Consider the following 14,041-nt stretch of genomic DNA (forward strand, 5'->3'; position numbering starts at 1 on the left):
CTTTAATAAAAGAGGTTGAGACATAACGAAATGAATCCAATCAACTGCTAGAAGGAACAAAATAGATTAAACTATATTCACCATCACAAAAAACGAACCACTCATCAAACATGTTGATGAATGGTTCGTTTTTCACTTTGGCTAAACTATTTTTGTCTCAGCCTCTTTGTTGTTTGTTATCCTCGCCTCCACGTCGTAGGCTCACCTGAACGAAGGCATCTTGGGAATAAATCGTTTTCTTTTAGCTTTACTTGATTGCCGTTTTCGTCGGTATAGCGACCGGTTTGCGGAACCAATTCTCCGGTTGAAAAGGCATCATCTACGGGCTTCCACGTCGTTGATTCACGTGTGTGCGGGCAAGGTGTAAAAAGATCATCTTTTTGAAAAAGTTTAATTTCACCTTCCGCACAAATGTAAGCGCCCGATTCTGGTACAGCTTCACTCGTTCGATAAATGTTCTGGACGGTCTTCACACGCATCCAACCTTTCGTTTTCTATTTAGTTGTATTTTAGTGTCCCTGTTGTGGCGTCCATGTACGTACGGTCTTCTATAATATCCGAGTCGTCTAGCTTTCTAAAAGGAGCGCAGTAGCAGACAACACCCGTCTCGATTTCAATTTCTTGAAATCCGTATGCACGGCAAAGGTATTCACCGACAGCGCTTGGAGATGGATGCGTATCCAACTCATCTAATGCTTCGTTAAACATCGCTAGAAATTCTTTTTTCGAAAACTGCTTCTCATGATGCAGTGTTACTGGGTCTCCAGAATCTGTTCCTTGTGCTAACGCGTAAAAATACATCATCTTCACTCCTTATATATAGTCGTGCTTTTTATGAAATATAGAAACAATGATTGTTAGTAAGTAAATTCCCTTAAATAAACAAAATAAACGCATTTGGAAGAAAACGGTTTCTTTATGATTGTTATCTTAGAGAGAATTTAGTGCTATCAGCGTTTGATAGCAAGCTGCCACAGGGTGATAATCGGCTTTAGGAGCCGGGCTTTTTTTCGAGCTGTAGCGTTCGTTTTGTTGATTTAACAGCTGATACCAGCCTCCATATGTGTGATCGATAAAGTGTTTCTGACAGTAGGAGAACAGGGCGTCGTATGCTTTCCAATATCCGCTGTCTCCGGTTTTTACCCCGAGCAGTGAAGCCGCAGAAATGGCTTCGGCCATCACCCAGTAGTTTTTATCCGGGTCAATGACCTCTTCTTGAGGAGACAGCGAAAAGTAAAGACCTCCGTACTTAGCATCCCAGCCTCGGTTCCAGCCCTTATCAAACAAATACTTTGCACGTTCTGTCATCCAGTTTTCCGAACGGTGCCGATCAAGCCATAAAAGCAGCTTGCTCCATTCAAACTGATGTCCTGGTATAAAGCCGTACGGACGAAATTCATCTTTTGTATCGTTTTTATTGTAGTCCCAATCCGGCTGCCAGTCTGTATCATAATGCTCCCAAATCATGCCGCCAGATCGTTCAGCAAGCTGCTGAGTAACGCCTTTTGCAAGCGCGTATGCCCGGTCTACGTATTTTTTATCTCTTGTTGCTTCAAAGGCAGAAAGCATCGCTTCACACATATGCATATTTGCATTTTGGCTGCGATATAAAGAAGAAGCTGACCACGATGCGTCCCATTCGTCTCGGTAAAAGCCGTGCGCATCTTCCCAAAAGTACTTTTCCATCACGTCATAGACCTGTTCAATTGTTTCTTTTGCTTCTAAAATGCCGGCTTGGTACGCGATGGAAGAAGCTAAAAGAGCAAAAGCGTGGCCATATGCTTGTTTAGAATCATCTTTGACTTCTCCGTCATCGGCTATTTCAAAAAAATACCCGCCGTGCTCTCTATCATAATGGTTGTTTTGTAGAAAACGAATGCCATGCTGAGCTGCTTCTTTGCACCAATCCGGTCCGTCTAAAAGAGCCCCTACACTGAAGATATAAATAAAGCGCGCCGTACTTACCAAGTGCTTTGAATGCATGTTGTTGACGGTGCCGTCGTCGTAGTATTCATGGATATACCCGCCGTTTTTTTGGTCAATACAAGCGGGGTAGTAGAAATGAAGCGTATCAAAAATATGCTGTTTTAATGTGTGAGGTTTTCGAAACGCAGTTGAGGAAAAATCCGTTGCCGTGTTCATTTTATCACCATCTCAATCTTTGTTTTTAATTGTTTTTTACCCTAAGCCATTGGTAGTAAACGTAAGGGTTTTTTTGCTGTTTTTGCTCTATTATTCTATTTTTGTTGAAAATGTATCAGTTTGGAAACAAGTTTGAAATATTTTGATATACTTTTGACACGATTATCCGGTATTCTAAAAGTACGTGCTAGCTGGAACGAACAAATGTACAGAGCCTCTAGACGTCAAATGATTTTATTTAGTGTGGCTAGTTTAAGATTGAGCTTAAACATCGGATCCTGTTTTCACTTAATCTATTAAACTGGCAACATGTATTTCTATTATATTTTGCAAATGAGGTATAAAAAATGACAGAAGTGAACAAACAAAGATTTTACAAAAAATTAGCGGTAACAGGTCTTGCTTTTACACTTGTAGGAGCTGGAACTCTAGGTCTTCATTCCTTACATTTTACGGGTGAGCCAACTGTCGCAAGCGCAGCAGCGGAAACCTATACAACCACGGCGAATTTAAATATTCGAAGCGGTCCATCGACGTCCAACGCGATTATTGCGACAGTTAAACAAGGCACACAGCTAACGGTAGTTGGACAAGCAGCAAGCGGCTGGCTTAAAGTAAGCTATCAAGGCAAAACGGGCTACGTAAGCAGTGAGTATGTTAAAAAGTCAGCGAGTTCAACGACCAAAACTTATGTAACAACGGCAAATTTAAATATTCGAAGCGCTCCATCGACGTCAAGCGCGATTGTTGTAACGGTCAAACAAGGCACGCAGCTAACGTCGACAGCACAAGCAGCGAACGGCTGGCTAAAAGTAAGCTATCAAGGCAAAACGGGTTACGTGAGCACGCAGTACGTAAAAGAATCAACGGGTTCTTCTGAACCGGCTCCAGCTCCAGCTCCGGAGGCTTCTGTCTATGTGGCAACGGCGAATTTAAATGTTCGAACAACTGCTTCAACTTCTGGTGCGGTTATCGCAACACTGAAAGCCGGCACACAGCTCGACGTCACGGGTAAAGCAGCAAACGGCTGGCTGAAAATTACGTATCAAGGGAAGGTTGGCTATGTAAGCGGTCAATACGTACGAGCATTAGCTGGGATGAAAGTGGTTTCGAACCCTGAAAGTATACAAGTTGTTGTGAATAAACAAAACAAGCTTCCGGAAAACTACGTTCCGAAAGATTTAGTATATACAACGATTCCGTTTACATTCAAAGAACAAACGGAAAAGAAAAAAATGCGCAGTGAAGCAGCCGCTGCTATTGCACAGTTGTTTGCGGGTGCGAAAAAACAAGGCGTTACGCTTCTTGGCGTATCAGCTTACCGTTCACATGCAACGCAAAGCGCGCTTTTTAGTTCGTATGTTCAACGAGACGGTTATGATAAAGCGGCAACTTATAGCGCACTGCCAGGCACGAGTGAACATGAAACGGGTCTTGGAATTGATGTAACAAAAGGAGACGGCACATGTGCTGCTCAAGACTGCTTTGGCGGAACAAAAGAAGCAGCTTGGCTCGATGCCCATGCAGCCGAATATGGATTTATTATTCGCTATCCAAAAGGGAAAGACGCGGTAACCGGCTATAAATATGAGCCGTGGCATTTGCGCTATGTAGGCAAACCAGTGGCGCAGGCGATTAAGAGTAAAGGCATTACGCTTGAAGAATATTACGGAATTAAGTAGGTTTAAAAAAGAGGCTGGAATAAAAGTAGCTTAGTTGACGGAAGATCCGAACGCGTTTGATTTAGAATCAAACGCGTTCGGATCTTTTTATTGTTGTGGTAAAGATAGCTTTCATGTATGTAGGTGCTTCTAGTGGTTTGTTATGCCTCAATCTCTTTTATTTTTGTTCATCATGTTTACCCTTCTTGTGAAGGAGGGTAGGTAATGATACAAAAGAACTACTGTTTGTACATTTAAAGTTGAGTTTGTGTGTGAAAAGATCTAGTGTATATTTCATACAGAAGTGTAAAGTACAGGGGGCGTTCATCTGTGAAAAAACGAAGGAGATGCATCCTATCATGTTGAAAGATCATATGTTTGAATTTTATTTTGATCAAATGAATGAGCTGGTTTTTTTGGCGGAAGTAAAGAACCAACATCTTTATTATAAAAAAATGAATAAAGCGGCTGCTAAGCTTGTACGGTACCAAGGAGAAGCGGGCATGCGGCTAGAAAGCGTACTCCCTGAGCGGGCGTATCACTCTCTTTACCCTTACTATATAAAAGCGATGGAAACAAAAAAGCCAGTTACCTACCATGACATAAATACCTTCTCAGATGAAGCTGAAGCGTTTGAAACAACGCTTACCCCCATTTTTGATGATGCCGACAATAGTACGCACTTATTGGTGATGAGTAAAAATATCCAAAAGTTAAAAAAAGATTTAGCCCAAAGTATGGAGCGGTATAAGTCGCTTTTTATGAACCATGAAAACGCCATATGTATGATGGATTTAAGCGGTAAAATTGTTCAAGCAAATCCTGCCTGTGAGCAAATGTTCGGCTACGATACGCAAGAGATCATCAATAGTTCTTACATGCAGCTTCTAAAAGAGCTGAAGATTGATGTCCGTGCTTTGCCTTTGCATCACATCATATACGACCAAAGCTACAGCAAAGAAATCCAAGCATGGCACAAAGAAAAAGGAATGATTTATTTATATGTTACAAACGTGCCCATCATCGTGGAAAATGAATGGATGGGTATTTACTTGATTGCTCAGGACGTTACAAAGGAAAAGACAGCTGAAATAAAGCTGGAAAACACGGTGAAAGATTTAGCAAACATGAAGTATGCCCTTGATGAGTCCGCAATCGTAAGCGTCCTGGATCCATATGGAACGATTAGGTATGTCAACGATATGTTCTGTACGATATTTGGCTATGAAAAAGAAGAGCTAATTGGACAATCATACGAGTTATTTGATGTAAGCTATGATTTTCGGGTTCTTGAAAGTATTGGCCAAGGAAAGGTTTGGAGAGGGCAAGTCAAAAGCATAACAAAAGAAGGCGTCATCGTGTGGAGCCATAAGACCATTGTTCCGCTGACCGATATTCATCACCGAATCTCAAGCTACGTGCTGATTCAAACTGATATTACTGCGCAAAAAAACCTAGAAAATCAGCTGAAGTTTAAGGCATTTCATGACAGTTTGACGGGGGTGCCGAATCGAATGATGCTGCAAAAACAAGTGCAGGCTGCGATCGAGCAAAAGGAAAGATTTGGCCTGCTGTTTTTAGACTGTGATAATTTTAAAGAAGTGAACGATCAATTTGGTCATGATATTGGCGATGCATTTTTAATTCAGTACGCGCATCGGTTAACGTCTTGCATTCGCACATGTGACGAAGTGTATCGCCTTGGAGGGGATGAATTTGTTATCTTGCTTCGGCACATTGAAAGGCGCGAGGAAATTCAGCAGATCATGGAACGAATTCACCGAGAGCTTCAAAAAGAATGGAGTATTGAATCCTGCATCTTTACGGCTACATCGACCATTGGAGCCGCTTATTATCCAGAAAACGTAGGATCGTTTCAAGAGCTGTTAAAACAGGCGGATCAAGCGCTGTACGAAGGAAAACGACAGGGGAAAAATAACGTGAATTTCTATAAAAAAAACCACTCTGTAGCCGATTCTATAGATAAAGAAAGTATTGTTTAATATAGAAAGGGAGAAATATGAATAAACATAAATTAATGGTTGTTTTATCAAGCGGAGCAGTGATACTTTCTCTGCTCATACATATCATTCATCGTATTTGGCCGATGGAGATGTCCGGCATGTCGATGGAACATAATTCAACGCCAGGCGAAGTGTCACTGATCTTTTTGATGCTTCCTATTGTTTTTCTTGGTGTGCTGCTTGTGCTGTATGTTAAAAAGCATGAGCTAGTACCTGCGTTTGTGACGCTAACGCTGACGTTTTCAAGCATCAGCACGATTGTAGGCGGAGGAGGAATGGTCGAGTATCATTTTTCAATTTTTATGGTGATAGCCATTCTTTCCTACTATGAAAATGTAAAGCTTTTATTGTTAATGACGGGTATTTTTGTCATCGAGCATCTAGTGGGATTTTTTGTTCCATTTTTCACGCCGATTATTTTCGGAACGTCTTCTTATTCCTTTTCGATGCTGTGCCTTCACGCGGCGTATTTGCTTTTTACATCAGGGGCGACCGCTTGGCAAATTACTTCAAAGAAAAATTATACAAAACAGCTTCAGCAGCAAAATAAACAAAAGCAGCACGTCATTTATGACATGATGAAAAAACTGCATGAAACGAATGGTCAGGTAAGACAAACGGTTGCTGACTTAAAGGAAAGCTTAGAAGAGTCGCAAGCAGCGAGTCATCATACGACGGCTTCAATGCAAGAGCTAGCGGCAGGAGCGGACCAGCAGGTAATAATGGCTCAAAAAAGCAGTGAGTTTCTAGAAGAGATGACGCAAGGCGTAACCAAAATAGCCGAGGCTTCAGCGGCAGTCAGCGAAGCTTCTGATCAAACAGCAAATGAAGCCGTGCAGGGAAAAGAAAAAATTCAAGAAGCCATTCAACAAATTCATACAATCGATTCTTCTGTTCAGCATGCAGCTAGCGTTATTCATCAGTTAAAAGAACGTTCTGCAGAAATCAACGATATTATGAGTGTGATTTCAGGCATTGCTGCACAAACAAATCTACTGGCGCTAAATGCTGCAATTGAAGCAGCGCGCGCAGGCGAACATGGTAAAGGGTTTGCGGTCGTAGCAGCGGAAGTTCGCAAACTTGCAGAACAATCCAATCAGTCAGCCGAACAAGTAGCAAGACTCATTCAGCATATTCAGCAAGAAACGTCTCAAGCCGTAGCATTCATTCAATCAGGAACTGCTGATGTAAAAAACGGTATTTTACTAGCCAACGAAGCGGAAAATGTTTTTAATCGAATCGCCGACGCATCTACGTACGTTCATGAACAAATTCAGCAAACGGCTGCTTCCGCACAGCAAATAGCAGCGGGATCTACGCAGGTGCTCCATGCCGTCAGCGAGATGACCTCTTTTGCGAACCAATCAGCCGCAAGCAGCAGCAGCATTTCTTCTGCTTCCGTGCGTCAGCTGCAATCGCTGCAGACTATCGACCAGACGGCGGAATTTTTAAGTCGGTTAGTTGAAGAGCTTGGCAGCGTAACGGAAAAGTTAGCGAAGCAAGCGTGAGTGAGGTAGAGCAGAAGATGACGTAGACGTACATAATTTTTAGCCTCTTCATTAGAAATACGATTCTCTTATTTTCCAGTTATATGTGATAAAATGGAAGGATAAGTAATTCGTTTTTCATATGGGGGAATGGCATATGGATAGAATGGAAGAACTTACACAGGCCGCAATGAGTGGAAATCATGAAGAAATAAAAGTTTTGATTGGTGAAAACCCTGCACTTATTAATGAATTTAATTCAGACGGATGGACACCGCTTCACTTAGCCTCGTATTTTGGGAAAGAAGAAACTGCAAAACTATTGCTATCATTAGGAGCGAACATGAAAGCTCGGGCGAAAAATAGCAATGAAAATATGCCGCTTCACGCAGCTGTTGCCAATAAACAGACAAAAGTGGTAGAGATTTTATTACAGGGCGGTGCAGACAGCAACGCCAAGCAAAGCGGCGGATGGACAAGCCTTCACGAAGCTGCCCTGCTCGGCGCAGAAGACATCGTCAAACTTTTAGTTGAAAACGGAGCTCAGATTCAGGTGAAAAAAGATGATGATCAAACGCCGCTTGATGTAGCGATAGAGAATGGACAAGAAAATGTAATAAATCTATTAAAAAATTATGTAAATACCAACGCTTAAAAAACTTTCTGCCTTTAGATCACTGAATTTAGTATAAATCCCCTTTTTTGAGATATGAAGCTATCTGCAAAAGGGGATTTATACTTTTCTCTAAAAGCTAATGTTCCATTTGTTTAGTTATTTGTTGGAGAAGGAAATCTTGCTGCTTCAAAATGTGAGCCATCTTCGGATGTGACGATTGTACCGGCTATGCTGCTTTGAACAAAAACTTCAACGCGGTCTCCAGCTTCTAAATTATAAATAGTAGACACGGATACCGCATTAACAAACGGTGTGTTCCCGCCAAAGAAATCGTTATCGATAGCGATAGCGGTTGTCCCATTTACACGTATTTCAATGCGAGTTCTATAATCTAGCATCTGGTCGTTAGGAGAGAATCCAATTGTAGCAATGATGGAATATACGCCATCTTTTTTGGGGCGGAAGGTAGAAGTAATCGGGTTATATTCATTTGCTAAATCAAATTGTTCAGTGGGGAAAACGGCTTTTACAAACGTATTTGCAGGAACATTTTGAGGCATCGTTAAATTGAGCGCTCTAAATGCTGACTCCCGCGTGCTTCCTTTTTTGTCTTTATCTTCTTTACATTTAGAAGCACAATCATGTGATTCCTCATAGAAATCTTCTGCGCGTCCATAAGTCCAAACTTGTGATTCTTCAGAGCTATCTTCTTCGAGACCATAAGCCCAGCCGCGTGCTTCCTCAGGAGCATCTTCTTGATGTTGCTCTTTCTTATTGTTAAGGGAAGCTTTCTTCTTGTGAGGATAAGATTTTTCTACATAATATTTATCATCTTTATCATTGTAATGGAAATAATACTTTTTTATAATAATCACCCTTTCTTTGCAGTACTCTATACTGTATTCACTCATAGAGGAAATGTTTGGATACTTGTCCGACAACTTTAGAACTGTGTTTTTTAATAGCCACTAGTAACTAATTTTGAATGTAGAAGTATTTGCATCATAAAAGACACCTCGTTCAAACGAAAGTCGAAGAGGTGTTTTTATTCGAAGAGTATTCGATTCGAGAGTCTACTCATAACCTGTATGTAAATGTCACTCTATTAGTCAACAGGGTGTACTTTTATAGCGCTGGGTCCTTTAGCTCCTTCTTGGATTTCAAACTCTACTTTTTGTCCTTCTGACAGGTTTTTATATTCCTCACGGTCGATTGCATTAGAGTGAACGAACACTTCTTTTGATCCGTCCTCGGGTGTGATAAATCCAGATCCTTTTGGTTCATTGAACGATTTAACGGTTCCTTTATGTTTGCTCATTGATAAATCCCCCTTATAAGTATAGAAATAATTTCTTAATAGGTTTTTACCCAAACGCTGAAATCTCAATCATTTTTATGATCGTTATACCGATTAGAAGAGTCGGGAAAAGCAAATAGGGAGGGCTTAACAATTTTTTCATTTCAGTTATATTTTTATATTGTCTGTGATATAACTATTGTTATAAAATGTAATCGTTAATTCTGCTAACTAAAGGAGATAAAGAAAAAAATGAGGGATGAGTTGTTATATATAGGGAAGAAAATTATCGATAATAAACAGGAATTAGCGATACAATTTTCTGATCTGATGGACTCTGAATATAAGCGGAAGCTTGTTTACCATGAAGAAAGTGAAGTTTTAAAATGGAGAGCAGAACTCATTGAGTATTTAGGCGAGTCGTTATTCGAAGAGCACTCGGTCGTTTTAAAGAAAATCATTCAGTGGGGTACAGATATAGGAAAAGTGGCTGTGGAAAACGGACTTTCGTTGAGTCAAACGTTAAAATCACTCGCGCTGTTTCGAACAGTGATATGGGGTGTTTTTACAGAAGAGCTGCAGCAGAAGCAGTTTGCTCCTATTACGATGCTTGATGTAAGTAAAAAAATTGATCCGATGCTTGATCAGCTTAATCATATATTTGTCGAAATTTACGAAGAACATAATACCGAAACCATAAAACGCGCTTATGCAGCGCTAGAAGAATTATCAGTTCCCATCGTTCCTCTTTCTGAAGGAATCGCTGTGATGCCAATCGTTGGACAAATTGATACGCATCGTTCGCAGCTTATTATGGAAACGGCTTTAGAAAAAAGTGCTCAGCTGCAGCTGAGTTATTTAATATTTGATATTTCAGGTGTTTTGATTGTCGATACGATGGTAGCGGACAATATTTTTCAAATTGTAAAAGCTTTACAGCTTATCGGTACTAAAACGATGATTACCGGAATACGTCCGGAAATCGCGCAAACCGTTGTTGATTTAGGCGTCGATTTTGGAACAATCAAAACAAGAGCGACGTTAGAAAAAGGTCTTGAAGAAATAGGCTTCAGTAAACTGCCAGAAAATCCGCAAAGAAAACCAAACAAATGGACTTTTCAATAAATAAAAAAAGTAAGAAGCTTAGACAAAGTATGTTAGTTGAAGTCAAACCCGAACCATTAATTTGATTGATGGTTCGGTTTTTTTTGTTGTTATGGTTGTTGTTATGGTGAACGTAGGTTTCATGTATGTAACTGCTTCTAGCTGGTGATTGGAGGGCAAGACGAAGACTCCTGCGGGAAAAGCGGAACAGGTGAGACCCCGCAGGAGCATAAGCGACGAGGAGGCTCACCGGCCGCCCGCGGAAAGCGAAGTCCTGCACGGAAATCACCAGCGGTGTAAAAAGCAGTCCAACTCATTTATCTCATTTATCTCATTTGTTCGTCTTTCGATTGGGTTGATTTAATTATGTTTCCACCTCTTTATTTTCTCGTGTCTCTAAAAAATAAAAGAACGGCTTATATTACGAAAAATTTAAGGGGAAGTCACAGCGTCACATGTTACATTCTTTGTAAAAAGGGGTACTGGTAAAAAGAAGCATTTCAAGCGCTTTTCAATTACATTAGCCGTCTAAAATTAATTAATTGTCAATTTCGAATAACATAAATTATTTAAATACTTAGACAAACAAATGAGGAAAATATATACTTATTAGTGTTGTCACGAAAAGATAAAGGGGAGAAACAAGGATGGATATCAAACGTCAAAACGTTGATTTTGGTAACTCAATTTTTCAAACGCTAGTGGATGGTTATTACTATGAAATTCCTACAAACGTAGTAGAAATCACAAAAGATCAGGCAGAGGGGCATTTTCCTTCAAGTGTAAATGAACCGGAATTACTTCTTCAAAATTTACTGATTTCTACCACAATTGAAGGAGTAGAAAAGTATTATTTAGTAGGAGACGCCGCAGAGAAACACGTGCTAGGCAATATCCATATTAATAAGTTACATAATAAAACTGAATCTGATATTCCTTATGTGATGTTTTTAGCTTCAGTTGCTTATTACAACATACTTAAAGGAAAAGACAAAGAGGATAATCATGTGACGATTAATTTTTTCTCGACTATGCTTCCGATTTGGCTGCTTAAGAAAACAAATAAATTCAGTGAAATGCAGCAGAAGATGGCCGAACGTTTTCAAGGAGAGCATACGGTAACGGTATTGACTCCTGGGTTAGAAAAAACGGTCACTGTGAACATTGAAACGAGCAAATGCCGTATTGAAAGCGAAGTGGCTCGCTGGGCGATCAAAAAAGATTTTGAATTACAAGATAGAGAAGAAGCAAATGCATTCAAACATTTTGAAACACTAATTGTAGATTTGGGCGGAGGTACGGTTGACCTGGCACTGCTTCCTGCAGGGCTTCAAGCTCCTAAAAGCAGAAATTCGTTGAAGTGTCTTACGGATATTTCATATTTGAAGCATATTGAAAAGCTAAGAAATGAAAAGCTGCTTGAGTATTTTGATGATGTTCGTTCATTAGAAGAATTTATTATTGCCAATATCCATAAAGCAAAAATGGAGCAAAGAGACGGCAATAGCGGGAAAAAAGTAGATCTCACGGAGCCTATTCACGCTTCGCTTAGAGAATACACGCAAATTTTATTAACAAAAGTTGAAAATCTATTTCCATCGCCAAAAGATAAAGTCTATAAATATATTTATATTGGAGGACTGGCTCCTATCCTTCAACAGTTTATTGCAGAGCAGATTGATAACATGTACGGGGAAGAAATCAGAGAAGAAAACCATCTTTTCTTGCCGGAGACACGAAAGTTAAATTTATACGGTCTTGAAATTTTAAGCAGACATGAAACAAACGCAGCGGTTCACGCTTAAAAAGGGGGAGCATACATGAGTCATCAACACACTCGCCTTAAGGAAGCGCTAGACGATTGGTACGGTCAGCTAAGCTCCCAGGTGGCTGCACCATTTTACTTATTATCAAATGCGTTTCTAACAGCTGGGAATCTATCAGCAGATATGATGGGAGCAAGGGGAAAGACCGTAAGTAATAGAGATGAACATGCAAGTTTTACAATTGAAACTGCTGACATTCCGTCAGAAGTGTCTTCATTTCTAAAAGAAAAACAGCAGGCAAACGAGCTGCAGAACTATATAGTGAGACTCATACAGCAAGACTTGCAAAAAATGAATAAAAAAGATGAAGTCGAGTCGCTCGTTCATTCACTTCGAAAAGAGCTGCTGGGCGAAATTGACTTGCTAAAACAAGAAATGAATTCACGTTTTGCTGCAAATCGTGAGGAGTATGAGTCCAAGCACTCAAATGAACTTCAGGATTATGTAGCGAAGCTTGTGGAACAAAACGGGCAGAAAGACAGCCGCGAAGAAGATTTTCAATCGTTAGTTCATTCATTGAGAACCGAGCTGTTAGGAGAAATTCACTTGCTTAAAAAAGAGCTTGGCTCTGCATCAGCTCCTTCTTATAAGCAGCTGAAACCCGTTACGGATGAGGAAGAAACGTTTAAAGAAGGTCAGTTAATTAAAAGTGAAAAAGTGACCGGAACCATTCAAGAAGATATCGATGTAGATTTTTAAACAGAAAGTAGAAAGTAGAGGCGTGATATGCCTCTGCTTTTATTATTTTTCTATTAAAAATGGAGCTGGGGCAAAAGTATTTTTGCTAAAGGAAGATCCGAACGAGTTTGATTCTTGATTGTGAATCCAACTTGTACGGAAATTAACAGCGGTCCGATGTAAAAGCTTTAGCGTATACATCATAAATCTTTTTGGTTTCTTTTTAGCTTTTTTTGAAAATATAAGCAAATATCAAATGTAACGATGGTACAAATACTGCATTTTATCATAAACCAAAATAGAGCTTCGTTTATGCCAAATCCGCCAATCGAAGCTTTTAGTTCATTTAGCTGCCTGAGAATTAAATTTATGTCGTTTTCATAGGCCACAGTAAAAGATTTAATCACAAGCATGGTCATAATGACTGCTTCTACCGATATATATAGAACTTTTCTTGCTAGTTTAAGGGAAGGATTTACGTTTGATTTAGGAATTTTATAAAATAATTTCATCGCCCGTTTGCCTTTCAGTTATTTTAAGCTGTTTAAAAAGGTTCGTTTATTCTATAATTCTTTCTTTGGCTATAAAATCCTTTATGTATAGCAAGTTAAAAAAAGCTCGCTAGAAAAGGTAGTACACCGATTTTCTAGCGAGCTTATGTTAGTTAATGTTCTTCAGCTAAGGCATTTGCTTTTGTCACATGAACTGTGCCAAACGGATGGTTTGGAGGAGCGTAGATGGAGTAAAGCTTTAGCGGAGTGGTACCCGTATTAGTGAGATCATGCCACGTTCCGGCAGGGATAAATATCGCATCATCATCGTAGACTTTTCGTTTAAAGGTTAGGTTGTTTTTACTTTTGCCCATTTGAACAACGCCTTGCCCTTGTTCAATGCGCAGGAATTGATCAACGTTAGGGTGGATTTCTAAGCCGATATCTTCACCGGGCTTGAGACTCATTAGCGTCACTTGTAAATGTGTTCCCGTCCATAAAGCAGTGCGGTACGTATTGTTTTGCTTTGACGCTTCATTAATGTTAATAACAAATGGCCTTGGTCCGTAGTCCTTTAATTTACCGTTTCTTTGTTGAAACTGTTCGCTGGTGTGATAGTGATTCGGCACATAATAACTATATGGCTGCCAGCCATAGTACACTGGGGTCTGCCACTGATGATAATAAGGTGCATAGTGCATACTCATTCTCCTTT

The 14,041-nt window shown here is 40.0% G+C and carries 15 protein-coding genes; 8 read left to right on the top strand and 7 right to left on the bottom strand.

What is annotated here, in order from left to right:
• Positions 1–176 precede the first annotated feature (176 nt).
• The 3 genes from ACRPLY_RS10690 to ACRPLY_RS10700 form a co-directional block, all read right to left on the bottom strand.
• A complete protein-coding gene (locus ACRPLY_RS10690) occupies positions 177–479 on the bottom strand; it encodes a hypothetical protein (RefSeq protein ID WP_016764991.1) in 303 nt (100 codons plus the stop codon).
• Between the two features lie 19 nt (positions 480–498).
• A complete protein-coding gene (locus tag ACRPLY_RS10695; RefSeq protein ID WP_230624686.1) occupies positions 499–804 on the bottom strand; it encodes a hypothetical protein in 306 nt (101 codons plus the stop codon).
• 126 nt (positions 805–930) lie between these two features.
• Positions 931–2,142, bottom strand: coding sequence for an AGE family epimerase/isomerase (locus ACRPLY_RS10700; protein ID WP_432231847.1), 1,212 nt, complete (start codon positions 2,140–2,142; stop codon positions 931–933).
• A 347-nt stretch (positions 2,143–2,489) separates the two neighbouring features.
• Between ACRPLY_RS10700 and ACRPLY_RS10705 the strand changes: the two genes are divergently transcribed.
• The 4 genes from ACRPLY_RS10705 to ACRPLY_RS10720 all read left to right on the top strand — a co-directional run bounded on the left by ACRPLY_RS10705 (position 2,490) and on the right by ACRPLY_RS10720 (position 7,969).
• Complete coding sequence (locus tag ACRPLY_RS10705; RefSeq protein ID WP_182030366.1) at positions 2,490–3,824, top strand: SH3 domain-containing protein; 1,335 nt, start codon at positions 2,490–2,492, stop codon at positions 3,822–3,824.
• 338 nt (positions 3,825–4,162) lie between these two features.
• Positions 4,163–5,806 (top strand): sensor domain-containing diguanylate cyclase, encoded by a 1,644-nt coding sequence (locus ACRPLY_RS10710; RefSeq protein WP_325077063.1) that lies wholly within the window; start codon positions 4,163–4,165, stop codon positions 5,804–5,806.
• 17 nt (positions 5,807–5,823) lie between these two features.
• Complete coding sequence (locus ACRPLY_RS10715) at positions 5,824–7,335, top strand: methyl-accepting chemotaxis protein (protein ID WP_325077061.1); 1,512 nt, start codon at positions 5,824–5,826, stop codon at positions 7,333–7,335.
• A 136-nt stretch (positions 7,336–7,471) separates the two neighbouring features.
• Positions 7,472–7,969, top strand: coding sequence for an ankyrin repeat domain-containing protein (locus tag ACRPLY_RS10720; RefSeq protein WP_154990075.1), 498 nt, complete (start codon positions 7,472–7,474; stop codon positions 7,967–7,969).
• A 113-nt stretch (positions 7,970–8,082) separates the two neighbouring features.
• Here the strand turns inward: ACRPLY_RS10720 and ACRPLY_RS10725 are convergent, their stop codons facing one another.
• On the bottom strand, positions 8,083–8,805 hold the full coding sequence (locus ACRPLY_RS10725) for a hypothetical protein (protein WP_154992123.1): 723 nt from the start codon (positions 8,803–8,805) through the stop codon (positions 8,083–8,085).
• A gap of 230 nt (positions 8,806–9,035) precedes the next feature.
• Positions 9,036–9,248 (bottom strand): cold-shock protein, encoded by a 213-nt coding sequence (locus ACRPLY_RS10730; protein WP_049165754.1) that lies wholly within the window; start codon positions 9,246–9,248, stop codon positions 9,036–9,038.
• A gap of 231 nt (positions 9,249–9,479) precedes the next feature.
• Here ACRPLY_RS10730 and ACRPLY_RS10735 point away from each other — a divergent pair, with 231 nt between their 5' ends.
• The 4 genes from ACRPLY_RS10735 (at position 9,480) to ACRPLY_RS10750 (ending at position 12,856) form a co-directional block, all read left to right on the top strand.
• Positions 9,480–10,352, top strand: a complete 873-nt coding sequence (locus tag ACRPLY_RS10735) for an STAS domain-containing protein (RefSeq protein WP_325077058.1) — start codon at positions 9,480–9,482, stop codon at positions 10,350–10,352.
• Positions 10,353–10,496: 144 nt separating this feature from the next.
• Positions 10,497–10,631, top strand: a complete 135-nt coding sequence (locus tag ACRPLY_RS10740; protein WP_255256570.1) for a hypothetical protein — start codon at positions 10,497–10,499, stop codon at positions 10,629–10,631.
• A 347-nt stretch (positions 10,632–10,978) separates the two neighbouring features.
• Positions 10,979–12,136: a ParM/StbA family protein gene (locus tag ACRPLY_RS10745; protein ID WP_034268326.1), complete on the top strand. Its 1,158-nt coding sequence runs from the start codon at positions 10,979–10,981 to the stop codon at positions 12,134–12,136.
• 15 nt (positions 12,137–12,151) lie between these two features.
• Positions 12,152–12,856: a hypothetical protein gene (locus tag ACRPLY_RS10750; protein WP_325077056.1), complete on the top strand. Its 705-nt coding sequence runs from the start codon at positions 12,152–12,154 to the stop codon at positions 12,854–12,856.
• A 179-nt stretch (positions 12,857–13,035) separates the two neighbouring features.
• Here the strand turns inward: ACRPLY_RS10750 and ACRPLY_RS10755 are convergent, their stop codons facing one another.
• Both ACRPLY_RS10755 and ACRPLY_RS10760 read right to left on the bottom strand, forming a co-directional pair.
• Positions 13,036–13,347 carry a hypothetical protein gene (locus ACRPLY_RS10755; RefSeq protein ID WP_028414682.1) on the bottom strand — a complete coding sequence of 104 codons (312 nt, stop codon included), beginning with the start codon at positions 13,345–13,347 and terminating at the stop codon, positions 13,036–13,038.
• Between the two features lie 152 nt (positions 13,348–13,499).
• Complete coding sequence (locus tag ACRPLY_RS10760) at positions 13,500–14,027, bottom strand: cupin domain-containing protein (protein WP_049165744.1); 528 nt, start codon at positions 14,025–14,027, stop codon at positions 13,500–13,502.
• Positions 14,028–14,041 lie beyond the last annotated feature (14 nt).

The sequence above is a fragment of the Priestia sp. TGN 0903 genome (assembly GCF_050846855.1).
GTDB lineage: Bacteria > Bacillota > Bacilli > Bacillales > Bacillaceae_H > Priestia > Priestia zanthoxyli.

Bases quoted from the DNA above. Each gene is read 5' to 3' on its own strand.
- ACRPLY_RS10745 (WP_034268326.1), top strand. From the start codon at position 10,979: ATGGATATCAAACGTCAAAACGTTGATTTTGGTAACTCAATTTTTCAA.
- ACRPLY_RS10760 (WP_049165744.1), bottom strand. From the start codon at position 14,027: ATGCACTATGCACCTTATTATCATCAGTGGCAGACCCCAGTGTACTAT.
- ACRPLY_RS10730 (WP_049165754.1), bottom strand. From the start codon at position 9,248: ATGAGCAAACATAAAGGAACCGTTAAATCGTTCAATGAACCAAAAGGA.
- ACRPLY_RS10690 (WP_016764991.1), bottom strand. From the start codon at position 479: ATGCGTGTGAAGACCGTCCAGAACATTTATCGAACGAGTGAAGCTGTA.
- ACRPLY_RS10710 (WP_325077063.1), top strand. From the start codon at position 4,163: ATGTTGAAAGATCATATGTTTGAATTTTATTTTGATCAAATGAATGAG.
- ACRPLY_RS10715 (WP_325077061.1), top strand. From the start codon at position 5,824: ATGAATAAACATAAATTAATGGTTGTTTTATCAAGCGGAGCAGTGATA.
- ACRPLY_RS10735 (WP_325077058.1), top strand. From the start codon at position 9,480: ATGAGGGATGAGTTGTTATATATAGGGAAGAAAATTATCGATAATAAA.
- ACRPLY_RS10720 (WP_154990075.1), top strand. From the start codon at position 7,472: ATGGATAGAATGGAAGAACTTACACAGGCCGCAATGAGTGGAAATCAT.
- ACRPLY_RS10700 (WP_432231847.1), bottom strand. From the start codon at position 2,142: ATGAACACGGCAACGGATTTTTCCTCAACTGCGTTTCGAAAACCTCAC.
- ACRPLY_RS10705 (WP_182030366.1), top strand. From the start codon at position 2,490: ATGACAGAAGTGAACAAACAAAGATTTTACAAAAAATTAGCGGTAACA.
- ACRPLY_RS10755 (WP_028414682.1), bottom strand. From the start codon at position 13,347: ATGAAATTATTTTATAAAATTCCTAAATCAAACGTAAATCCTTCCCTT.
- ACRPLY_RS10695 (WP_230624686.1), bottom strand. From the start codon at position 804: ATGATGTATTTTTACGCGTTAGCACAAGGAACAGATTCTGGAGACCCA.
- ACRPLY_RS10750 (WP_325077056.1), top strand. From the start codon at position 12,152: ATGAGTCATCAACACACTCGCCTTAAGGAAGCGCTAGACGATTGGTAC.